Genomic DNA, 22,425 nt, shown 5'->3' with positions numbered 1-22,425 from the left:
TTTTTTAAAGACAATGTAACACGTATCAACGCAGCGAATAAATTAGAAGGAGGGAAGGAGGTGTAGCCCTTATCACAAGATAATCTTACATAAGGAGATGAGAGTATGCGTGACAAAGAAAGATTCAGCAGTTGGAGGGAAGTGCTCGATTTTCCCCTGGGCGGCAGGAACTCCAAGCCAAGAGTCAAAGGAATTACCATGGTGATTGATAAAGGTCTGGGGCTCACCGAAACGAGAGAGCTTCTGGAGATGGCGGCTGATTATATTGATTTAATTAAACTGGGCTTTGGTACCTCTGCGCTCTATTCTGCCAAACTGCTGCAGGAGAAAATTAAACTGGTCAAATCTTATGGGGTTGATATATTCCCCGGTGGCACTTTTTTGGAAGTGGCGGTTTTACAGGGCAAACTGGATTTATATCTGCAAAAATCCAGGGAGTTGGGGTATACTTTTATGGAAGTCTCTGACGGTACTATTGAAATGAGTCCCGAATTTAGGGCTGAATGCATTTTAAAAGCCCAGCAAGCCGGATTTACTGTTATTTCTGAAGTAGGCAAGAAGGACTCCAGAGATACCGTAGCTTCCAGCGAACTGCACCGGCAAATTCGGGATGATTTGGCCCTGGGAGTATATAAAGTAATCGTCGAGGGGAGGGAGTCGGGAAAAGGTGTGGTAATTTACGACAAGGAAGGCGCTATTAAGGAACAGGAACTGCAGGATATGCTTAAAATCATTCCTGACTTAAATGCCATTCTTTGGGAAGCGCCACTGAAAAACCAGCAGCAGGAGCTGATCATGCGTTTTGGGCCTAACGTCAATATCGGTAACGTGGCGCCGGGTGATATTATGTCGCTTGAAGCGCTGCGGGTTGGCTTGCGCGGAGACACTTTGCGGGCTGCTATTATAGCGCAAAAAGCAATGGAGGCGGAAAAAAGCGGAAAAGACGAGGCCGGAAACGCTGTAGCCCGCTAGGGAGGAATAAAATGCATGTCGATGTAACTTTTACAGCACAAGAGATTGAAGCGGCGACTGTAGCAGGCAGAAATGTGGTGGTAATTGACGCTTTACGTGCTACCAGTACCATCATTACGGCTTTAGTTAACGGCTGCCAGGAAATTATACCTGTCCGGGAACCGGCAGAAGCGATGAAATACAGGGATGAAAAAGGTTATTTGCTTGGCGGGGAACGGGGAGGTTTAAAAATACCGGGTTTTGACCTGGGCAATTCTCCGCTGGAATATACGAGAAATGTGGTGGAAGGTAAAAAAGTGGTCTTGTGCACTACCAATGGAACTCTGGCTTTAGCCAATTCAGCCGCCGCACGGAAGCTAATAATCGGTGCCTTTTTAAATGCGGGGGCGGTGGCCCAATTCCTAGCGGGGCAAGGGGGCGATGTGTTACTTGCCTGTGCCGGGACCGGAGGAAAGTTTACTTTGGAAGATTTCCTGGCCGCTGGAGTGATCTTACATAAACTGAGCAAAATAAGAAGTAATATCTCCATGGGAGATAGGGCTGTAGCTGCCGAAGCAGTATACCTGCAGCATCAGGATAATGTTGAAGAGGCCCTATACCGGGGACATCATGCCCGAGACTTGGCGGACCTGGGTTTCAGCCAGGATGTAGAGTATTGTGCCTGTGTAGATAAGTTTGAGCTAGTCCCGGTTTGCCGTGAAATGAGGGTAGTATTACCGTATAAAAGATAATGCATACAAGGGCGACATATAACTAAGGACATATATTTTAAATTGCGCGCGCTCCTTCTAAATACTAAATTCTGGCATATACATAGCTTAAGACTACACCATCTGCTGTGCTGTTAATAAAGATCTTTATGGGAGCGTACAAAATGCAAAATTCCACTATCCTGATGCTTTTAATTCTCGTTTTGGGGATTTGGGGCAGATCAAATATAATTGCAGCAGCGGCCGGAATACTTTTAGTTTTGCAATTTATAAATTTGCATACTTTCTTGCCAATTTTGGAACGGCGCGGTTTGGAAATAGGGTTGGTCTTTTTAGTGATCGCTGTTTTAGTTCCCTTTGCTTCCGGCAGGGTTTCCATAGGAGAAATTATTAAATCCTTTCTTACCTTGCCGGGGGTTATTGCCATTATCAGCGGCGCTTTGGCCACTATTTTAAACGGGCACGGTCTGAGTCTCCTGCAGCGGGAACCTTATTTGATGATCGGTTTGGTGGTAGGTTCAATTATCGGGGTGATTACCTTTGGCGGAATCCCCGTAGGTCCGTTGATGGCAGGGGGAATTGCTGCCCTGCTGCTGCAGCTGGCGGGCTTAATAAGGTGAGCACTCGCCTGATATAGTCCTCAGTCACCAGTCCCCAGTTGCATGTAATTCTCTGGAGCAGTCGCCAGTCACCAGTCCACAGCCGTAAGCCGTCAGCCATCAGCTTTCAGCTATCACCTGGCGGCCATAATTACTGATGACTAGTAAGTAATGGTTCCATAAGTCCAGATAAAAATACATGCAACTAACGCGGTTCTTTATTATTTCTAGTTTCTCTTGTTTCTTTCATGCATTTTAAAGACTGTTCTTTTGGGCAATCCTAATCTATAGTATAATTACAGGTAAAATATAGTGTGGCATGTCAAAGCCGTCGTTGGTGTTCAGCTGTCAGCCAGCAGCTGTCAGCTATCAGTTATCAGCAATTCCCTGCTGGCTTGACAATTGCTAATGACTAGTGACTAACGTTTTACAAGTCCACAACAGCTATACATGCAACTAAGGACTAACGACTAAGGACGCGGCTTTAGCCGATGCTAACGACCAATGACTCCGCATAAGCCGCTGCCAAGGGCTAAGGATGTGTTGGAAGCAAGTACGGGGACAATACTGATTGGAGGATTAGCGTTGAAAGAGGAAGCACAGGTATTACGGGAGGAGTTGGAAAGGAAAGCCCGTGAATGGGGGGCGAGCCTTTTTGGGGTTGCCGATTTAAGTTCCGCCAAGGCCTACATAGAAGAGGTTTTCGGCGATGAATTGCTGCATTTGGACCGGGCGGTCGTAATGGCAGTCCCATATCCTGCCGCTGTGGTAAATCAACTGCAGGCAGGACCAACTCATACCTATCTGCATTATTACAAAATTCTCAATTCCCGGCTGGATGATTTAGCCTTAAGGATAGCGCTTTTATTACAGGATGAGGGATATGAAGCCTTCCCCGTACCGGCCTCCCAAAGGGTTACTGAGGATAAACTGGCGGGGATTTTTTCCCACCGCCTGGCGGCCAGTCTGGCCGGGCTGGGGTGGATTGGCAAAAACAGCGCCTTGATTAACCCGACATACGGGCCCAGGCTCAGGCTGGTAACAGTGTTGACTGATGCACCGCTGCCTGCGGATAAACCTATTAAAGAGCGCTGCGGCAGATGTACTGCCTGTGTAGAGGCTTGCCCTGCTTCGGCCATTACCGGCAAAGCATTCCATCCCGCTGATCCTTTGGAGGAGCGTTTGCATGCCGGAGAGTGTGATAAATACCTCAGCAAAGTACGGGTTTCTTTTGGTAAAAGGGTCTGCGGCCGCTGTTTGGCTGCTTGCCCCTGGGGAATGAAAACGCGGAAAAGGAGATAAAAATAAATGCAGGAGTTGAGCAGTGGACAAAAGTTGGAGAAAAAGTTAGCCAGGCAGGAGCGAAAAGTTTGGGACAAAATCACGGCCGCCCAGCGGGAGGAGATTTTTCAGCTGGGAGAAGAATATAAAAGTTTTTTGGATAGGGCCAAAACTGAACGGGAAGCGGTGGAAAGTATAATTGAGCATGCTAAAGCCGCAGGCTTTTTAGCCTTGGACACTATAGAAGAAAACGGTAAATTAAACCCGGGACAAAGATTTTACCTGGTAAACCGGGGCAAGATGGTTATCCTGGGGGTGGCAGGCCATGCCCCTATCTCCCAGGGGGTAAGGTTGGTTGGTTCCCATCTGGATGCCCCTCGTTTGGATTTAAAGCCCAATCCGCTCTATGAAAGCGAAGGTTTTGGCCTTTTAAAAACCCATTACTATGGCGGCATAAAAAAATACCAGTGGACGGCTATACCCCTGGCAATTCACGGTGTGGTGATTAATTCCCGGGGGGAAAAGATTACCTTTAACGTGGGAGAGAAACCCGGAGATCCGGTTTTTACGATTACTGACCTGCTGCCCCATTTGGCCAAAGAGCAAATGAAAAAAACCATGGGAGAGGCAATACCCGGGGAAAACCTGAATTTATTAGTGGCCAGCATACCTCATGCCGATGAGGAAGTTAAAGAGAGAGTGAAGCTGGCCGTTCTGGAGTACCTACACCAGCAGTACGGCTTGGTTGAAGAAGATTTGATCAGCGCAGAGCTGGAAGTAGTGCCGGCTGGGGAGGCCAGGGATATCGGGTTTGACCGGGGACTCATCGGGGCTTACGGCCAAGATGACAGGGTATGTGTTTTTCCCAGCCTCAAGGCAGTATGCGAGCTGAAAACGCCCACGAAAACCGCCCTGGCATTGTTTGTGGATAAAGAGGAAATTGGCAGCACCGGCAATACCGGAGCTCAATCCCGTTTCCTGGAATATGCACTTTCCAGGCTATGTGCATTGGCGGGGCTGCAGGGGCCCCAGGCAGTCCTAACGGTTTTAGCTAATTCCCAGGCTTTGTCGGGCGATGCCAACACAGCTGAAGATCCCAACTACGAGGGAGTATTGGATAAACGCAACGCTGCCGGCTTAGGAAGGGGCGTAGTAATCACTAAATATACCGGCGCCGGGGGAAAATATGAAGCCAATGATGCCCACGCCGAATTTGTCGGGGAGATCAGAAATTTGTTCAATCGTAACGGAGTGATCTGGCAGATCGGGGAGCTGGGTAAAGTGGACCAGGGCGGCGGTGGTACTATAGCCCAGTTTTTGGCTAACCTGGGCATCGAGACTCTGGATTGCGGCCCGGCTCTTTTAAGCATCCATTCCCCGCTGGAAATAGCCAGCAAGGCCGATGTATATATGGCCTATAAGGCGTATAAGGTTTTTCTTGAGCAGTAGCTAGTCGCTAAGCTATCAGCTAGCAGCCTTCAGCTATCAGCTTTGGACTGGGAAAAGCTCGTGCTATGAAAAAAATAATGATTGTATCATTTTTCGTTTTAATTAATTGGTCTGTTTTATATTATGTAATTAATAAAAAAGTAGAATTGAATGAGTTTTTGGCTGACGGCTGACGGCTGACAGCTGTAAGCTGAAAGAGGTGACAGAGATGACAGAAAAGGTTAGACTCACCCAGTATGCCAAAGCTGCAGGCTGAGCTGCCAAAGTGGGTCCGGGGACCCTATCAGATATTTTAGCCACACTGCCCAGCTTTTCAGATCCGAAGCTGTTAATCAGCGGTTCTACTATGGATGATGCCGGTGTATACCAGTTGACCGATGAGCTGGCTCTGGTGCAAACGGTCGACTTTTTTACACCCATGGTAGACGATCCCTATGTTTTCGGACAGGTGGCAGCTGCCAACAGCCTGAGTGATGTCTACGCCATGGGAGGCAGGCCTCTCACTGCGATGAATATCATTACCTTTCCCACCAGCTGTTTGGATTTAACCATTCTGCGGGATATCCTGGCGGGAGGGGCTGATAAGCTGAGGGAAGCAAATACGCTCCTGGTGGGAGGGCATACAGTAGAGGATGATGTGCCCAAATATGGCCTGGCGGTTACAGGCATTGTCCATCCCGGAAAAGTGCTGGCTAACCAGGGTGCCAAAGCGGGGGACCTGCTGGTTTTAACCAAACCCTTGGGCGTGGGGATTCTGACGACAGCTCTCAAGGGGGGGCTGGTATCCCCTGAGGAGGAACGGGCCGCTGTTCGGAGCATGACCGCCCTCAACAAGCTTGCAGCCGAGGCAGCGGAAGCGGTCGAAGTCCATGCCTGCACCGACATAACAGGTTTCGGGCTCTTGGGCCATGCTTTTGAAATGGTAAGCGGAAGTCAAGTGAGTTTTACAATTGACTTAAAAGCCATACCGGTTTTAGACGGTGCTTATAAATATGCAGCTATGGGAATAGTTCCGGGGGGAGCAAAAAGGAATCTGAATTATTTGGACAAGCACCTTGAGTGGGAAGGAAAGATCACCCCGGAAGACAAGGATATACTGTGCGATCCGCAGACCTCTGGAGGCTTGCTTTTGGCCATCAAGGAAGAGCATGTAGAGCGGTATTTGTCTGTGTTAAAAGAGCGGGGGGTTGCAGGGTATGTTATTGGCTCGGTTGAAGAAGGAAATCCGGGCAAAATCAAGGTAAAGGGGAGTTAAAAATGGAGAACTATTTGGATGTACGGGGGTTAGCCTGCCCTGAACCGGTGATATCCACCAAAAAGGCTTTGGAGCAAATGGATGCCGGTAATTTGGTCACAATTGTTGATAACGAGGCAGCCAAGGAAAATGTGGTGAGATTCGCGAAAAGCATGAATTACCAGGTAGAGGTGGAAGAAAAGGGTGGCGAATATTATATTCATATAACTAAAGAAAAGCTGGCCGGAGTGGAAACAACCCTGGATACCGGCAGTGGCGCCTTATATTTGGTAACCGGAGATAAGCTGGGGCGGGGAGATGAAGAATTAGGCGCTGTTCTGATGCGCAGCTTGTTCTACAGCCTGGCAGAGAGCGAAATAAGGCCAGATACCCTGATTTTGATGAATGCGGGAGTTAAACTGGCCTGCGAAGGTTCTCCTGTTCTTTCCGATTTAATTGCGCTGGAGAAAAAAGGGACGGAAGTTTTAGCCTGCGGCACCTGCCTGGACTTTTACCGTCTGAAGGAGAAACTTTGCGTGGGTAAGGTTACCAATATGTATGCCATTGTGGAACACCTTAACCTGGCAGCCAAAGTTATCTCCTTGTAAAGGTGGGAAGGGCGTGGGGTTGCTATGGATTATAGCCCTATTACCAGGTATAGGGCTATTTTGGTATTTGTTTAAATCGCTAGCTTCAAGAGACGAGCAGAGGAAAATGTCCTGGCCCCGGAGGGAAGACGACATTCCAAGAACTGTCTCCCTCCTTGCCAACCACGATCCCTGGGAAGTTGCTTTCTGGCTCCTGGAAAATTTCGCAGGCAAGGAAGATCTCTGGCCCAGCCTTAGGGCTGCCCTGCAAGAACATGGCTACGAGGGTATCTATCTGGCCGCTTTGGGACAGGCAGGAAGAAGGCAGGAAGGCTTAAAGCAGGAGCTGGCACTGGGCGCATTGGGGCTGATTGGCACTGCCAGGAGCCTGCCGCTGCTCTTGGAAGCTTTGGCTGACAAGGATGAAAAATACAGCTTGGCAGCCTGTCAAGCGTTGAAGCGGCTGAAGCTTCCCGAAAGCGCCCAGCCCTTGGTAGAATCCTTGACGAGCCATGAGCGGATTTTGCCCGCCAGAAGCGCGGAAATACTTTTGAACTTGGGGCGTGTTGGCATGACAGCGGTAGCCCAGGCCTTGGAAGAGGCAGGGCCGCCTGCGAAGCTGCTTTTGATTGAGACTCTTGGAGAATTCAAAGATGATGCAGCCCTGCCTGTCTTGCTCCCTCACCTGGCGGATTCGGAAGGTGAAGTGCGGTGCAAAGTTGTTGAAGCTTTAGGCAATTTAAGTTCATCTCGGGTCACACCCTATCTGATTGAAGCTTTGGAGGACTCCTATTGGAAAGTGCGGGCTGCCGCCGCCAAGGCTTTAGGGAGGCTAAGCTGTAAGGCGGCAATTCCCACCTTAAAGACCCTGTGCGGGGATGAAAAGTGGCATGTGCGGACTAATGCCCGGGAAGCTTTAGAGCAGATGGGTGTAACAGTGGAAGTGCAGGAGGAGCAAAAGTGAGTGGTTGGGAATTTGCTTTCAAACAAAACATAATCGGTGATTTGCTTAAAATTGCTGCCATTTTTATTGTCATCAGAATCCTGGTTCAGCTCATATATATTCTTTTTGACCATTTTTTTAAGATTACCAAGGAAAATAACAACCTCAGCGTTGATCATAACCTCTTGCAAAATATCCGGTCTTTGGTAAAGACGGTTTTGGTATATGGCGGGTATTTTTTGGCGGCAATTTTTGCTTTGGAAATACTGCAGGTTCAATTTCTTGATGCCCAGGAACTTAAGAACTATGGCCTAAAATTACTCAAGGCAATACTCATTATCATTGGCGCAAGGCTAATATTAAAACTGGGATGGGCAGTAATTGATCATCTGTTCTTGGAGCAGGAAGAAGGAAATCTTTTGGCCAGGCATCGCCGGGCCGGGACTTTGCGGGCGCTCCTTCGCAGCGGGCTTATGTACGTCGTGTACTTTATTGCCGGCGTGATGGTATTGGAAACTTTCAATGTAAACACCGGTTCAATTCTGGCTGGAGCCGGGATTGTAGGCTTGGCAGTGGGTTTTGGCGCGCAAAACCTGGTACGGGATATAATCACAGGTTTTTTTATAATTTTTGAGGATCAGTTCACAGTAGGGGAATATATTACTACAGCCGGGGTTACGGGCGTGGTCGAAGAGTTAGGCCTCAGGACCACCAAGATCAGGGAATGGACCGGGCAACTGCACATCATTCCAAACGGTGAAATTACCAAGGTTACCAATTTTAACAGGGGCCAGATGCTGGCGGTAGTGGAGGTGGGAATAGCCTACGAAGCCAATTTGGACCAAGCTCTCGAGGTATTAAGGAGAGCCAGTGAAAATGCAGCCAAGGAACTGGCGGCCATTGTGGAAACCCCTGTGGTGCAAGGAGTTGTTGCCCTGCGGGACTTCGATGTGGTAATTCGGGTAATTGCCCGCACTGTGGCCGGGGAGCAATGGGCTGTGGAGCGGGAACTGCGCAAGCGCCTGAAAGAAGCTTTGGATGAAAACGGCATAGAAATTCCTTACCCCAAGCGGGTGGTTTATTCTGAAACCAGCAGGCAATAGCAGCCAATAATTCCAACGCGGGCCGAAAGGAGGAACCGGATATGCAGTTCAATTTGGGTGATGTGGTGCAGATGCGCAAGGCGCATCCCTGTGGCAGCGATCGATGGGAAATACTGCGCGTTGGTGCCGATTTCAGGATAAAATGCCTGGGTTGTGGGCGCATGGTCATGCTCCCCAGGGTTAAATTTGAAAAAGGGGTTAAAAAAATAATCACCACAGCTGCTTCACCCGTAAAAGAATGTTAATGCTCTTAGGCGTAAGCAACCCTTTGCTCTTTCCAGCAGCATTTATGTGGGGGCTGTAGGTAGGCTAACAGCTCGGAATATTTAGGGTAATTCCCCAAAACCACTGTGCAGTTGTATTTTTTTTGAATTTCCAGCGCTTTTTCAGCTAAACCGGGGCAGCTGTTATAGATAGCACAGTATGGAAAAACGATTATTTCCACCTTCTCCTGCGTTACCATTTGCTCCGCTATTTGTAAAATTGAATCGCCGGGACAACCTGTACAAGGAACTATGCTTATTAATTCGCTGTCTTCTCCCAATTGTTTAAAGGGCCCTGCTTTGTGGGCCAGTGCTTCAAAACATAAGACATGGGAGCAAAGGCCCGGACAACCTTTTCTCCAGTTTTTGCCGCAGGCAATGATGCCCATCTGTTTCACTTTAAGTTCGCCCCAATCTGCTTAATATTAATTGACAATTCAAGTATAGCAGCAGCTGATTGTGAAATTTGTCAAAAAAAGTGAATTAAGCGTAACAACCTACCAAAAACGACAAAAAGATCCTTTGTGTTACTTGTATAAATTTTATAAATCTAACCAATACAAATCCCAACAGCTCAGACGCATATCTGTGCAGTATTGCCGGGAGCCCGTAGTTTTACAAACTATCGGGGAACCAAACTTCAAAAAATTATTCACCTAATTACACTGTGCTTCTCTCAGAACGACTTTAACGATCCCTGTGACCCCCTGTTAACCATCTTGACATCATCTGGCATCCGTATTATAGTTATGGAAACGGGGAAATTTGGGAAATTGGGGTTAACCTTATGGCCGTTTGCCAACTTCTGATCAGCCCAGCCTCCCGGTAACTTGGCTTAAAGGTGGAAAATGAACTAATGATCTACCCCTTGGTTAAGTTAATTTCTAAGTGGTTTTTGGGGTTTTTGGGGAAGCCGGTAATTGCCGGGGTAGAAAATATCCCTCGAACAGGCCCGGTGATTGTGGTGGCCAACCACGCCAGCCTACTGGACGGCTTCCTTCTGGCGGCTTGCTTGCCGCGGCGGATTACGTTCTTGTCGGCAGCCTACCTGTTCAGGTTGCCAGTAGTGGGAGCGTTTTTGCGTGCTATGGGCGCCATCCCGGTGCAAAACAAGGGGAGTGAACTGGCGGGAATGAGGAAAGCATTAGGGATATTGCAGGGAGGGGGTACCCTCGGTCTTTTCCCTGAGGGTCGGGTTAGCCAGACGGACAAGTCTGGTCCATTCCAAACAGGATGGGCGTATCTCGCCCTGAAGACAGGGGCGCCGGTGCTGCCGGTGGTCATCAAGGGGACCAGGACAGCGCTGCCGGCGGGCGCCGTCTTCCCGCGTCGCAGTAGAATCTACATGCAAGTCGCTGCCCCGTGGATGCTGGAAAAGGTCCTGCGACCGGGGCAGGAAACCATGGCAGCTTTGAATACTAAACTGATCAGCCAAATGCAGCAAATGTTGAGTGAAATGTAGGATCATTGGGGGTCGTTGAAAAAATGGAGGAAAGACAACCAGTCCGAGGGAGGCCGCGCATCGGCCTGGCCCTGGGGGGCGGTGGCGCCCGGGGCTATGCCCACCTGGGAGTACTCAAGGCTTTCCGGGAGGCAGACATCCCTGTTGATGTGATTGCCGGGACCAGCATGGGGGCGGTAGTGGGCGCCGCCTATGCCTCGGGATACCGGATTGATGAATTGATAGATATGGCCCTTGAGATGCGAGGGCGAAGGCTGTTGGGCCTGGCAGACCCGAAGATCCCCCGCCAGGGCGTGATTGCCGGCAACCGGCTGGAAAGATACTTTGATACCTTAACCGGGGGCAGGGAGTTCAATCAACTGGAGAAGCCTTTGATCGTCGTTGCCACCGACATCGCTACCGGCGAGGAAGTGCGCATCAACACCGGGCCAGTGGCCCGGGCTTTGCGGGCCAGCACTGCGGTGCCAGGGATCTTTTGCCCGGTCAAGTCAGGGAGGCACCTGCTGGTGGACGGGACGATAACCGCCCCGGTGCCGGTGTCGGCAGCCCAGGAAGCGGGGGTAGAGGTGGTGGTGGCCGTGGATGTTTGCTCGCCGGTGGACCGGGCTGATGTCCTGGTGCAGGCATGGAAGTGGTTAAAGGAGATACCTTTCAGGCAAACTTATTGCCTGGCAGGGGTACCGGCTTTCTTACACTTCCTAAAGCTGGGGTTGCCCGAGAGCATCAACATTGTTGGCCGTTCACTGGAACTGTACGACCGTTACATGGAGGGTTCCACGCTAGGGACTCCCTCCGTGCATTACTGGATGTTGAAGCCGGCGGTGGAAAATGTAAGGTGGTATGAGTTTCACCGGGTCAGTGAGTGCATCCAGGCAGGGGAAGCAGTGGGCCGGCAGGTGGCCGAAGAGATTAAGATCTTGCTGAAAACATGGGACCTTGCCGGAAGAGCTGTCACCGCTCCTCAGTCCAAGACGAACGGTGGTAGAAGAGAAACCGGTACGGGGGGTGAACGGGAAATGGTTTGAAGAAAATATATATCTAGCTAGCTAGAACGTTCCATGTCAACTAAAACAACATAGAGGAGGACCGCTATGATGGAAAAGTGGGGAACTAACCTGGAATTCGCCAAGCGATATGTAAGCGAAAAGGTATTGCGAGAGTTGTTAAACTACCTGAGTAGCGACCCGGTAAACCATATAGAACGGCTGCTCAGTATTGGTAAGCTTTTAGCCCGGCAGGAGGGACACAAGCAAAATATCGTTGCTTTGGAAAAGGCCATTAACTCTAATCAGGCAATAAGGCAGCTCGCAGAGGGGGTGTTAGGGGATGCCCATCCTAACATTTTGCAGGGGCTGTTATATAACTTTTTTGTTAATTCGATGCTACTGGGCGTCCCCCGTCAGCGTCATCTTTCCGAGACCCTGGGGTATAACATCCCCCATTTCATCCTGGTTGACCCCACCAGCGCCTGCAACCTGCGGTGCGAGGGGTGCTGGGCCGGCGCCTACGCCCAGCATGACGAGCTTTCCTTTGAGCGTCTTGACCGCCTTTGTGCTGAGGCCAAGGAACTCGGTATTTACTGGATCGTCATGTCCGGCGGGGAGCCCTTCATGTATCCGTGCCTGTTCGACCTGGCCGCCAGACATAATGATATGGCCTTCATGCTGTATACCAACGGCACCAGGATCGACGACCGGGTAGCGGACCAGATCGTGGAGGTGGGCAACCTGTCGCCGGCATTCAGCCTGGAGGGCTGGGAGGAAAGGACCGATCGCCGGCGGGGGCCGGGGGTATTCAAAAAGGTAACCGCCGCCATGGACCGGCTGCGGGAGCGGGGAGCGGTCTTCGGCGTTTCCCTCACCGCCACCAGGGAGAACATGGAAGAGATTACCTCCGACGGCTTCGTGGACTTCCTGGTTGAGAAAGGGGCCAGGTACGGCTGGGTCTTCCATTACATCCCCATCGGTCGCAACCCCAATCCGGACCTGATGCTGACACCGGAACAGCGGGCCTACATGGCTACGCGCGTACCCACTATCCGCCAGAACAAGCCCATCGTGTTGGCCGACTTCTGGAACGACGGGGAACTGACCCAGGGATGCATCGCCGGCGGGCGGCGGTACTTCCACGTGACCGCCAGCGGCGCGGTGGAGCCGTGTGCCTTTGTGCACTTTTCCACCCACAATATCAATGAGCACAGCCTGGAAGAGATTTTGCGCTCACCGTTGTTTGCCGCCTTCCAAAAAAGGCAGCCCTTCTGCGGCGACCACCTGCGGCCATGCCCCATTATCGATGTGCCCTCCGCGCTCCGGGACATCGTGGCGGAAAGCGGGGCCAGGCCCACCCACGCCGGCGCTGACGAAGTGCTGAAAGGGGAAGTGGGCGAACATCTGGACCGGCGGGCGGCGGCCTGGGCGGCGGTGACCGCGGAGGTACGGTCACGGCAAACCATGAGGACTGTCGGTTAACTCGAAAAAAATCGCGTTTCGCCTGAATCCTTACAGCCCTTGACTAGACACGTACAGGAGGGTGATAATATAAATTGACGATACGATTAACTTGGAGGGAAAGTGATGCGCATCACTCGGCGGCGAATGGACTTCCTGCAAAAGATTAAACAACTCTACGAGGCCACCAACCTGCCAGTACATTACGCGCGGGTGGCTGAACTGCTGGGAGTCAGCAAGTGGAGCGCTTACGAGATGCTGAAGACGCTGGAAAAGGAAGGCTTACTGGCCAGCCAGTACGAGGTCAACCAGGGCGAGAAGTTTCCCGGTCGGGCGATGGTACTGTTCGCGCCTACCCGTCTGGCTGATGCGGTGCTATCCGGCAACACCTGGGAGGAGAAGGCCCCTGTCAAGGAATGGCGGCAAGTCAAGCAACGGCTTTTGTCCCTGTGCGCAGAGCTGAAAAAAAATAATCCCAGGGAATTGATCGAAGAACTGATGGCCGAACTGCCCGGCCTGGAACGCCCCTTGATTTTCAGCGCCTACATGATCGCCCTCCTGATCGCGCAACTGCAAACCTTGAGCGCAAAGAGCCTCGGGCTGTTCAAAAACGTGGTGCTGGGCGCGGCGAAGGCGGAAATAGGACTGGCTATGCTTGCCGGCGCCGCCATGGGCAGCATGCTGAAAACAGCCACCCAGTTCCCGTTATTGTCCCAGATCGCCAGCCACCTGGACAGGTTCCAGGACAATCTGGCCGACCTCAACCAATCCGAACAGGCCCTGCTGATGGATTTTCTGGAAGAGGCGCTGGAAAAAACCACGTAATTTTTCTTTGCTACTCCAAGAAATGGAGCACTACCTGACGGAGGGCCGCAATGCCGAGCGCTTCCGGCAGAACTTTGCGGGAGATGATACCGTCTACATCCCTAAGGTTTACTGGGAGTATTCCGCTCCAGCGTACTCACCATGGAGTACGTGGCGGGGTGAAGCTGGGGGATATGGCCCGGTTAAAGCAGCAGGGTCAGGACCCGAGCGGTTTGCCCGTCACCAATAAATCCCAAGTTAAACGTTGTATTTTCCCTGTTCTAGTGCTATAATTCTAAAATAGTGGTTGTATAATAAATGGCCACAGAATATCCCTGCCCCGTAAGGGGGCCGTCAGTCCGAAGGGAGGTGAATAGTCATGCGCAGTTACGAGGCCCTGTATATCATTAAACCCTCCGTTGAAGCAGAGCAGATTCCTGCGGTTGTGGAGAAGTTTAAGCAGTTGATTGTGGACAACGGCGGTGAGGTAACCAATGTTGATGAATGGGGTAAGCGCAGGCTGGCCTATGAGGTAGAAAAACACCGCGAAGGTTATTATGTGCTGATGAATTTCAAGAGCCCAGCTCAAACAGCACACGAACTGGAGCGTATTTTTAAGATCGCTGATGAGATCTTAAGGTACCTCGTAATCAGGCTGGATGAAAAAAAAGCAAGCTAGCAAAGGGTGTGTAATGCTTTGCTGAACAAAGTGATACTTATCGGGCGTTTAACCAGGGATCCTGAATTGAGATACACCGCTAACGGAGTGGCTGTTGCCACATTTACTTTAGCTGTGGACCGGCCTTTTGTCAACCAGCAGGGCCAGCGCGAAGCAGATTTTATTCGCATAGTAGTCTGGCAAAAACTTGCTGAGATTTGTGCCAACAACCTTGGCAAGGGCCGCTTGGTGGCAGTGGAAGGAAGGCTGCAGGTACGGAGTTATGATACTCCGGAAGGGCAAAAAAGACAGGTATCGGAAGTGGTTGCAGAAAACGTCCGCTTTTTGGATTGGCCCAAGGAAGGAGGCAAAGGGTCGGCTGCGCCTTTTGGCGGAGAAGAGGATCCTTTCGGCTCAGGATTTGACCTTCCAGCCGATGACCTGCCATTTTAGTTTTTAGGAGGGTAGTGGATGAAACGTGATCGTCGACGTCCCCGGAAACGCGTGTGCAGTTTTTGCGTGGATAAGATCGAATACATTGATTACAAAGATGTGAACAGGTTAAAGAAATATGTGACGGAACGCGGTAAAATTTTGCCAAGACGTATCACCGGCAACTGTGCAGGACACCAAAGACAGTTGACAACGGCTATAAAAAGGGCAAGACACATAGCGTTATTGCCGTTTACACAAACAGAATAGTTTTTGCCATTTGCAAGGGGGGGCGTTTGCTCCTCTTGTTTTGTTTAGAATAAGCTGCTATATTTTTTGTAAAAACAGGGGAATTTTACGATCTAGGGAGAATAACATTGTCAAGTATGTTTGGGTAGGAGAAATTTACACAAAAGCGAACAGTGTAGTGGTATCTAAACTGGTGGTGGAGGGGTTTTACTTTGGGGATTGGTTACCGGGAATTGGATATAACCAGAAACCTGCGCATGATAGAGTGGCTGAAGGCCGATTTGATCAGTTCTACAGGAGCGCTCTTTAAAGCAATGGTAAAAGGCAGTCAGGAGGCAATTCTGGATGCCTTGGGCGGAGTGATTATTTCGGCATATATCCTGGGAAAACGTGTAGGCATAAACTTTGTAAGAATTGACTTGAAATTGGTGGAAAAACTGCGCCGGGAAATCGCTGAAGGGCATGCTGCGGAAGAATGGTACGGCGATTTATCGGCTTTATTGAACCATTTGGAGGTCTCAAGACGGTGAATGAAAATAATTTGGAGCATAGACGCAGTCCAATCAACGCCCTGGTGGAGGGCGCAGTTTTAGCTGCTATTGCCACAATACTGGGTCTTGTAGGGCTTTTTCTTCCTCCACTGAGTCTGCTTACCAATTTTCTTTGGCCAATACCTCTGATTGTGCTTTGTCTTCGCCACGATTTGCGGACAGGGATATTGGCTTTTATAGTGACAACCCTGCTCTTGATGATGTTTGCCACTCCTTTCAGGGGACTGTCCCTGGCCTTGGAATTTGGGATTATGTCCTTAATCTACGGGTTGGCTTTTAAAAAGAATTGGCCTGTGGGTCGGACTGTTTTTTACGGTGCCCTGGCAGCTGTAACCGGCACGGTACTGGTCATTGGCCTTTCAATTTTGCTTGTTGGCTTTTCCCTGGATCAGATGCGGCAGGAAATGATGGCTATGCTTGACACCGCTATAGAAATGTACCGCCAGATGGGCATTCTGGACCGGATGGCCCAGCAGGGAATGACCGAAGAAAAGCTCAGGGCAATTTTTAGCCAGGCGGCAGCTTTAAGCATTAGTTTAATTCCGGGCGTTATGATTGTGAGTTCGCTGGCAACGGCTTTGGCCAGCTTCCTGCTGAGCCGTATAATCTTGCGCAAAATGCGAATTTCGCTGCCGGCAATTCCGCCTTTTACTACCTGGAGGTTACCCTGGTATTTTATCTGGGGTTTCATCCTGGGACTTGGTTCCCTTTTGCTTGGGGATTATTATCAAATAGACACCCTCAAACTGGTTGGGCAAAATGTTTTAGCAGTTTATTTCCCAGTCTTCTTCCTGATTGGACTGGCCATTTTAAAATTCTATATGCAGAAATTTAACTTAAAACCTGTATTTAGGTTGGCTATAGCCTTTGTAGTACTGATGTATCTTCCTGTAGCTGCTTTCAGTCTGGCCTTTTTAGGGATGTTTGATACCCTTTTTGATTACCGCAAACTGGGGCAAAATTAGCCGTCAGCTAACAGCTGTAAGCCTTTAGCTACCCGCCCGATATAGCTTGCAGTTGTTTGTTAATAGATAAAGTGTAGGCAAACTTTATCTATGGATTTTCGTGTGCAACTAGTGTAAGCTGATAACTGTAAGCCGGAGGTTGGGAACTATTTACGCGAGAAGAAGGGGTGATAGGGATGAAAGTTATTTTAAATAAAGATATTAAAAGCTTGGGGACAAGGGGTGCGGTAGTAGAAGTTTCCGACGGCTATGCCAGAAACTATCTTTTACCCAGGGGTCTGGCTAAAGAGGCAACTGCCGGTAACCTTAAGGAAATAGAAATGCTCAAACAAAAGCAGGAGCGTAAAAAAGAAGAGGAGCTAATGGCCGCCCAGGAAACTGCCCGAAAAATAGAGGGAAAAGTATTAAAAATCACCAGCAAAGTAGGGGAAAACGGCAAGCTCTTCGGTTCCATTACCAACAAAGAGATTGCTGAAGTTCTGCAAGCCCAGTATGAGGTAACTGTAGATAAGAGAAAAATTGAGCTTAAAGAAAACATCAAAGCTTTGGGTGTTTATCCTATAACGGTGCGCCTCCATCCCCAGGTCAGCGCTAACCTGACCGTGCAAGTTCTTGGGGAATAATTTAGCGGCTAGAAGCCGAGTCCTTAGTCCTTAGTTGCATGTATAGCTTTTGTGGACTTGTAAAACCGTTAGTCACTAATCATGCAATTATCAAGCCAGCAGGGAAATGCTGATAGCTGACAGCTGACGGCTGAAAGCTAACCACTAATGACTAAGGACGCGGTTAGCTGGACATTAAAGGCTTGATAGAAAGGGGTATCAACTTGGATAAACAATTACGACAGCATGAGCATAACCCCTCTGAAGAGATCCTGAATATGTTGGAAGCTGAAAGCGATACAGTTTCCAGGCAGGTAGCTGCATTGTACGGAATCCTTTGTGATATTTACGGGACAGACCGCTTGGTATTAAAGGCCAGCAAGCTGGAAGCCCTGGAACTGCTGCGTTCCGAGGAAGTTGCTGAGCGAGTGCTTGCTCTGGAAAAAATAGTGTACGAGGACCCTACTATTGACCGGGTGCCATCGCAACAGGAATTACCGGCTATACTGGAAGAACTGGAAGAAGAACTGGCTGACTATATGGCCCGCAGGGTTGTGGAAGACAAGCTGGAAAGAAAGATTGCGGAAAAAATGCAGGAGCGGCATGAGGAGTATGTGCAGGAGATCAAAATGCAAATCCTCAAGGAAAATGCCGGTCCCGAGAATGCCCAGACCTTAAAGCGTTTGGCAATCCTGGAAAAACTGGATCAGATTAGGCTTGCCAGGACGGCCATGGAAATACTCAGACCTGCCACTCTCTCTGAGATTGTAGGCCAGGAGCGGGCAGTACAGGCTTTAGTTTCCAAACTGGCTTCACCATTTCCCCAGCACATTATTGTCTATGGCCCGCCCGGCGTTGGTAAGACCACAGCGGCGCGGCTGGCTCTGGAAGAGGCAAAGAAGATTCCAGGATCGGCGTTTGACAGTGAAGCGCCGTTTGTGGAAGTAAATGGCGCTACCTTACGCTGGGATCCCAGGGATGTGACTAATCCACTCCTTGGTTCGGTCCATGATCCCATTTATCAGGGAGCTAAAAAGGATCTTGCCGAAACAGGGATCCCTGAGCCTAAGCTTGGGTTGGTAACTGATGCCCATGGTGGCATTCTTTTCATTGATGAAATCGGGGAGATGGACCCGCTCCTTTTGAATAAACTCCTGAAAGTGTTAGAAGATAAACGGGTGGAATTTGAATCTTCTTATTACGATCCCCACGATGATAATGTGCCCAGTTATATTAAAAAGATTTTTGAAGAAGGGGCGCCGGCAGACTTCATTTTAGTCGGGGCAACTACCAGGGACCCGGCGGAATTAAGCCCGGCCCTGCGTTCCCGCTGTGCTGAAGTGTATTTCGAGCCCCTTACTCCCGCCGACATTCAGGAGATTATTATGAAAGCTGCCCCCAAATTAGGAGTGCAACTGGGCCCGGGAGTACCTGAAATTATTAGCGAATATACAATCGAAGGCAGAAAAGCCAACAATATCCTGGCGGATGCTTACGGTTTGGCCCTTTATCAGGCCCAGACAAGCGGGACTTTGCCGGAAAACGGTATTGCTATTATGCCGGAACATGTCTATAGCGTTGTCCAAGCCTCCCGTTTAATTCCCTATGTAACGCAGAAAGCCGGCTCCCGGCCTGAGGTAGGACGTATCTTTGGCTTGGGGGTTGCCGGTTTTGTAGGTTCGGTAATAGAAATTGAAGCGGTAGCTTTTGCCGCCAGAGAAAAAGGTAAGGGCAGGATGCGTTTTAATGAAACTGCCGGCAGCATGGCCAAGGATTCGGTCTTCAATGCCGGTTCAGTTATTCGCAAAGTTACCGGACTGGACCTGGATGATTATGATCTGCATGTTAACGTAGTTGGCGGGGGCAATATAGACGGTCCTTCTGCGGGAACCGCCATTTGTCTTGTCATCATCAGCGCTCTGCAGAACAGACCTTTGAGACAGGACATAGCCATTACCGGGGAGATTTCCATTCAGGGCAGGGTTAAGCCTGTCGGAGGGGTATTTGAAAAGATTTACGGCGCAAAGCAAGCGGGTATGCGTAAAGTTTTGATCCCCGCGGACAATAAAAAAGATGTGCCTGTAGGGTTAAAGGGGATTGAAATTATTCCGGTGGCGACTATTGAAGAAGCAATGGGGGAAGCTTTCAGTTCAGACTAAACAGCTTTCAGCCGTCAGCTGTCAGCAATTAGCCGTTGGCTTTTCCGCAAAAGCAATATATGCAACTAAGGACTAACTACTAAGGACGTGACCGCAGGTCGCTGTTGAGGACTGATGACTTGGCCGAAGGCCGAACTGTCGGGAGGAGCACAGATTATGCTGATAGACAGGGTACCACCTCAGAATATTGAAGCGGAGCAGGCTGTCCTGGGCTCCATGCTGCTTGACAAGGAAGCCATTTTTAATGTTATCGAGATTTTGAAAAGCTCCGATTTTTATCTGGAAGCCCACCGGGTGATTTACGAAGCTATTGTAGAACTGAATGAACAAGGTCAAGCGGTGGACCTGGTCACACTTACAGAAGAACTGCGGCGGAAAAGTTTACTGGACAAGGTAGGCGGGGTATCCAGCCTGGCTTTTCTCTCCAGCGTTGTGCCCACTGCCGCCAATGCAGAGCACTATGCCAGGATTGTAGAGGAGAAAGCAACCCTCCGTTCCTTAATAACTGCAGCTACTAAGATCGCCCAAAAGGCTTACGAAGGCGAAGAGGATCTGTCCCAGCTCCTGGATGATGCGGAACGAATGATCATGGATATTTCCCAACGCCGCCGTAAAGAGGGCTTTACGCCAATAAAAGAGCTCTTAATTAACACTATAGAACACCTGGAATATCTGGTAAAACATAAGGGAGAAGCGACGGGTGTGCCTACCTTCCGTGATTTGGACAAGCTGCTCTCGGGCCTGCATAAAAGCGATTTGATTATTTGCGCTGCCCGTCCGGGTATGGGCAAGACATCTTTTTGTTTAAACATTGCGCAGAAGGTAGCAATTAAGGAGAAACTTCCCGTGGCCATCTTCAGCCTGGAAATGTCCAAAGAGCAGCTGGTGCAGAGGATGCTTTCTTCGGAGGCTATGGTAGATCAGCACAAACTGCGTTCCGGCTTCTTGCAGGAAGAGGATTGGAAAAGGCTGGCTTCTGCTGCGGGAAGACTCGCTGAGGCCCCAATTTTTATCGATGATACACCCGCAATCAGCGTGTTGGAAATCAGGGGGAAAACCAGGAAGCTGAAAGCTGAAACAGGCTTGGGCTTGGTAATTATAGATTACCTGCAGTTGATGCAGTCCAGTAAAAGGACCGAAAACCGCCAGCAGGAGATCTCCGATATTTCCCGCTCTCTCAAGGCTTTGGCCAGGGAGCTGGATATCCCTGTTCTGGCCTTATCCCAATTGAGCCGGGCTGTGGAGCAGACCCATGATAAAAGACCTGCTTTAAGCCATTTGAGGGAATCGGGTTCTTTAGAGCAGGACAGTGACTGTGTGTTGTTTATACACCGGCCGGAGTATTACGACCCGGAAACGGATAAAAAGGGAATTGCAGAAATTATTGTGGCCAAGCACCGCCATGGACCCACCGGCAGCGTAGAGGTAGGATTTTTGGCGGAATTCACTAAATTTGTGGATTTGGCCCAGCAGGTAGGTTAAAGCACTGACGGAAGTTATCCGTTGGTGCTTTTTTTAGTAGGCATGTAACAAAGGACTAACGACTAAGGACTAACAACGCTCTGCAGGCCGTTTCTTTGAAACTGGCGGCTCTAATCAGGGTGCTCCCGCTGTCCGAATTCTGCACGTTAAAAAACAGATTTTAGTACTATAGCAGCCCGGCGGCGACTACAATTATTTTGACGATGGGATTTGACAATATTTCAAAGGGGGAGGAAGATGAGAAAAACTCTTGGACTGACTATTATTGCCGCTATGCTGGCTGTTGAACTTTCGATAGGGTGGAACCTTTTCCGCGACAAAGGGGAAGACAGTTTGTGGGGAGCCGGTAAAAAAGATGTTACTGCTATTATGGCCTCGGGGAAATATATCGTGCCAAAGCAGGGAAGCAGAAACAGCCTGGAATACAAGATTGTGGAAATTTTACAAGGAGCGGCAGGAGATAAAATTTGGGCAAGGCAACAGGCCCTGGAAATTGCGTTGAAGGCTTTGGATTTATCCCACTGGCTGGAATTAAACAGCTTAAGGTATGAGTTCAACTTTGTTGATATTCACCCTGCTTCCGGGAAAGAGCTGGTTATCAGCGTTTCAGCAGGTAAAGACAACGGATTGGTGGCGGTTTTCTCTCCAGGCGCCAAAGGGTATGAGCTTATAGGAGCGTTGACTGACCTGGTGCCAGTTACTCACGTGGGGGTAATCGGGCTTCCCGGACTTGACTACAAAGCCCTGGTAATCGACGAATACTTGGATGAGATGACGGGGGCATTTTTCAAGGTTAAGACCAAGTCGGTATATATTTTTAAAGGTGAAGCTCTGGAAAAAGTCTGGGAAAGGGACAGGTACCGCAAGGAATACTGGCCGGAAGGGGGGCAGTTGAAAGGAGACCAAACCAGCTGGTTAATGCGCAAAGAGGAGGCAGCCATAGTTTTTCGCCCGGAAGGCAAGATTGAAGTTACCGGTATTCGAACCCAGGGCAGGAGCAAAAATTTAGGTGATCTGGCCGGTGAATATGAAATTACCAAGAAAGAGAAGATCAAGGAAGTCTACATCTGGAATGCTGAAAAACGGGCTTTTGTGCTTCAGTAATACCGGGGCTAGCCAATTCTTGTTTATCTCTTTAAGCAAATAAGGCTACTTTGCAAATGTAACCCTTGTGTCCGCTGCTCCAAAGACTATTGCCAAAAGCGCATAAACTTTTCAGGCTCTATGCAAGCCTTATAAACGACCGCATAAGTGCGACTAGGCTTCTGCCGCTCCTAAAGGATTGGAATTTCTAGGCATTATGAAACATATTGCTACAGCTTGTAGACAAAGCCCACATGTATTATTTCGAACAGGCGGTCAGGGGACACACCTCATATGCATGTTGCTGTCCTTTGCCGAGAAATGTCCCCAATTAATAAGCTCCTACGCCGTTGACCTTCAGTTCCGCTGCCGGCCTAGAGGAAACCAGTC

The 22,425-nt window shown here is 49.6% G+C and carries 25 protein-coding genes; 24 read left to right on the top strand and 1 reads right to left on the bottom strand.

The window, feature by feature from the left end:
* Window positions 1–105 precede the first annotated feature (105 nt).
* From comA to EYS13_RS12270, 10 genes are all read left to right on the top strand, one after another.
* Window positions 106–972, top strand: coding sequence for a phosphosulfolactate synthase (gene comA, locus EYS13_RS12315; protein WP_227763095.1), 867 nt, complete (start codon window positions 106–108; stop codon window positions 970–972).
* Window positions 973–983: 11 nt separating this feature from the next.
* A complete protein-coding gene (locus EYS13_RS12310; protein ID WP_227763093.1) occupies window positions 984–1,703 on the top strand; it encodes a 2-phosphosulfolactate phosphatase in 720 nt (239 codons plus the stop codon).
* 143 nt (window positions 1,704–1,846) lie between these two features.
* Window positions 1,847–2,302, top strand: coding sequence for a DUF441 domain-containing protein (locus tag EYS13_RS12305; protein ID WP_227763091.1), 456 nt, complete (start codon window positions 1,847–1,849; stop codon window positions 2,300–2,302).
* Between the two features lie 483 nt (window positions 2,303–2,785).
* The gene (locus EYS13_RS12300; protein ID WP_227763089.1) at window positions 2,786–3,583 is read left to right on the top strand and encodes an epoxyqueuosine reductase; all 798 of its coding nucleotides are present in this window, start codon (window positions 2,786–2,788) and stop codon (window positions 3,581–3,583) included.
* A 6-nt stretch (window positions 3,584–3,589) separates the two neighbouring features.
* On the top strand, window positions 3,590–5,011 hold the full coding sequence (locus EYS13_RS12295; protein WP_227763087.1) for an aminopeptidase: 1,422 nt from the start codon (window positions 3,590–3,592) through the stop codon (window positions 5,009–5,011).
* A gap of 208 nt (window positions 5,012–5,219) precedes the next feature.
* Window positions 5,220–6,266, top strand: coding sequence for a selenide, water dikinase SelD (gene selD, locus EYS13_RS12290; RefSeq protein WP_227763085.1), 1,047 nt, complete (start codon window positions 5,220–5,222; stop codon window positions 6,264–6,266).
* Window positions 6,267–6,268: 2 nt separating this feature from the next.
* Window positions 6,269–6,853: a sulfurtransferase-like selenium metabolism protein YedF gene (gene yedF / locus EYS13_RS12285; protein ID WP_227763083.1), complete on the top strand. Its 585-nt coding sequence runs from the start codon at window positions 6,269–6,271 to the stop codon at window positions 6,851–6,853.
* A gap of 106 nt (window positions 6,854–6,959) precedes the next feature.
* The gene (locus tag EYS13_RS12280; protein ID WP_227763081.1) at window positions 6,960–7,796 is read left to right on the top strand and encodes a HEAT repeat domain-containing protein; all 837 of its coding nucleotides are present in this window, start codon (window positions 6,960–6,962) and stop codon (window positions 7,794–7,796) included.
* Complete coding sequence (locus tag EYS13_RS12275; RefSeq protein ID WP_227763079.1) at window positions 7,793–8,878, top strand: mechanosensitive ion channel family protein; 1,086 nt, start codon at window positions 7,793–7,795, stop codon at window positions 8,876–8,878. Before EYS13_RS12280 ends, EYS13_RS12275 begins: the two co-directional genes overlap by 4 nt.
* A 41-nt stretch (window positions 8,879–8,919) precedes the next feature.
* Window positions 8,920–9,123 (top strand): DUF951 domain-containing protein, encoded by a 204-nt coding sequence (locus EYS13_RS12270; RefSeq protein WP_227763078.1) that lies wholly within the window; start codon window positions 8,920–8,922, stop codon window positions 9,121–9,123.
* Between the two features lie 5 nt (window positions 9,124–9,128).
* On the opposite strand, the gene EYS13_RS12265 is transcribed toward EYS13_RS12270, so the two are convergent.
* Window positions 9,129–9,530, bottom strand: coding sequence for a CGGC domain-containing protein (locus EYS13_RS12265; RefSeq protein ID WP_227767915.1), 402 nt, complete (start codon window positions 9,528–9,530; stop codon window positions 9,129–9,131).
* A 467-nt stretch (window positions 9,531–9,997) separates the two neighbouring features.
* Here EYS13_RS12265 and EYS13_RS12260 point away from each other — a divergent pair, with 467 nt between their 5' ends.
* The 14 genes from EYS13_RS12260 to EYS13_RS12195 all read left to right on the top strand — a co-directional run bounded on the left by EYS13_RS12260 (window position 9,998) and on the right by EYS13_RS12195 (window position 22,056).
* Window positions 9,998–10,603: a lysophospholipid acyltransferase family protein gene (locus EYS13_RS12260; RefSeq protein ID WP_227763075.1), complete on the top strand. Its 606-nt coding sequence runs from the start codon at window positions 9,998–10,000 to the stop codon at window positions 10,601–10,603.
* A gap of 23 nt (window positions 10,604–10,626) precedes the next feature.
* Window positions 10,627–11,628 (top strand): patatin-like phospholipase family protein, encoded by a 1,002-nt coding sequence (locus EYS13_RS12255; protein ID WP_227763066.1) that lies wholly within the window; start codon window positions 10,627–10,629, stop codon window positions 11,626–11,628.
* Between the two features lie 69 nt (window positions 11,629–11,697).
* A complete protein-coding gene (locus EYS13_RS12250; protein WP_423055351.1) occupies window positions 11,698–13,071 on the top strand; it encodes a radical SAM/SPASM domain-containing protein in 1,374 nt (457 codons plus the stop codon).
* A 105-nt stretch (window positions 13,072–13,176) separates the two neighbouring features.
* The gene (locus EYS13_RS12245) at window positions 13,177–13,875 is read left to right on the top strand and encodes a helix-turn-helix domain-containing protein (protein WP_227763056.1); all 699 of its coding nucleotides are present in this window, start codon (window positions 13,177–13,179) and stop codon (window positions 13,873–13,875) included.
* A 22-nt stretch (window positions 13,876–13,897) separates the two neighbouring features.
* A complete protein-coding gene (locus EYS13_RS12240) occupies window positions 13,898–14,104 on the top strand; it encodes an AarF/UbiB family protein (RefSeq protein WP_227767913.1) in 207 nt (68 codons plus the stop codon).
* 129 nt (window positions 14,105–14,233) lie between these two features.
* Window positions 14,234–14,533, top strand: a complete 300-nt coding sequence (gene rpsF / locus EYS13_RS12235; protein WP_227763054.1) for a 30S ribosomal protein S6 — start codon at window positions 14,234–14,236, stop codon at window positions 14,531–14,533.
* 18 nt (window positions 14,534–14,551) lie between these two features.
* Complete coding sequence (locus tag EYS13_RS12230; RefSeq protein WP_227763052.1) at window positions 14,552–14,965, top strand: single-stranded DNA-binding protein; 414 nt, start codon at window positions 14,552–14,554, stop codon at window positions 14,963–14,965.
* Window positions 14,966–14,983: 18 nt separating this feature from the next.
* Window positions 14,984–15,214 carry a 30S ribosomal protein S18 gene (gene rpsR / locus EYS13_RS12225; RefSeq protein ID WP_227763050.1) on the top strand — a complete coding sequence of 77 codons (231 nt, stop codon included), beginning with the start codon at window positions 14,984–14,986 and terminating at the stop codon, window positions 15,212–15,214.
* 191 nt (window positions 15,215–15,405) lie between these two features.
* Window positions 15,406–15,723 carry a MazG-like family protein gene (locus tag EYS13_RS12220; RefSeq protein WP_227763048.1) on the top strand — a complete coding sequence of 106 codons (318 nt, stop codon included), beginning with the start codon at window positions 15,406–15,408 and terminating at the stop codon, window positions 15,721–15,723.
* Complete coding sequence (locus EYS13_RS12215) at window positions 15,720–16,709, top strand: YybS family protein (protein ID WP_227763046.1); 990 nt, start codon at window positions 15,720–15,722, stop codon at window positions 16,707–16,709. The genes EYS13_RS12220 and EYS13_RS12215 overlap by 4 nt, the downstream gene beginning before the upstream one ends.
* Window positions 16,710–16,885: 176 nt before the next feature.
* On the top strand, window positions 16,886–17,332 hold the full coding sequence (rplI, locus tag EYS13_RS12210; protein ID WP_227763044.1) for a 50S ribosomal protein L9: 447 nt from the start codon (window positions 16,886–16,888) through the stop codon (window positions 17,330–17,332).
* Window positions 17,333–17,505: 173 nt separating this feature from the next.
* On the top strand, window positions 17,506–19,470 hold the full coding sequence (lonC, locus tag EYS13_RS12205; protein ID WP_423055350.1) for a Lon family ATP-dependent protease: 1,965 nt from the start codon (window positions 17,506–17,508) through the stop codon (window positions 19,468–19,470).
* 159 nt (window positions 19,471–19,629) lie between these two features.
* A complete protein-coding gene (gene dnaB, locus EYS13_RS12200) occupies window positions 19,630–20,952 on the top strand; it encodes a replicative DNA helicase (protein WP_423055349.1) in 1,323 nt (440 codons plus the stop codon).
* 237 nt (window positions 20,953–21,189) lie between these two features.
* Entirely contained in the window at window positions 21,190–22,056 is an 867-nt protein-coding gene (locus EYS13_RS12195) for a hypothetical protein (protein ID WP_227763040.1), read from the top strand.
* Window positions 22,057–22,425: the final 369 nt, after the last annotated feature.

Source organism: Zhaonella formicivorans (assembly GCF_004353525.1).
Lineage (GTDB): Bacteria > Bacillota > DUOV01 > DUOV01 > Zhaonellaceae > Zhaonella > Zhaonella formicivorans.
The sequence above is the reverse complement of the archived record's forward strand: the minus strand, read 5'-3'. Positions and strand labels throughout refer to the sequence as shown.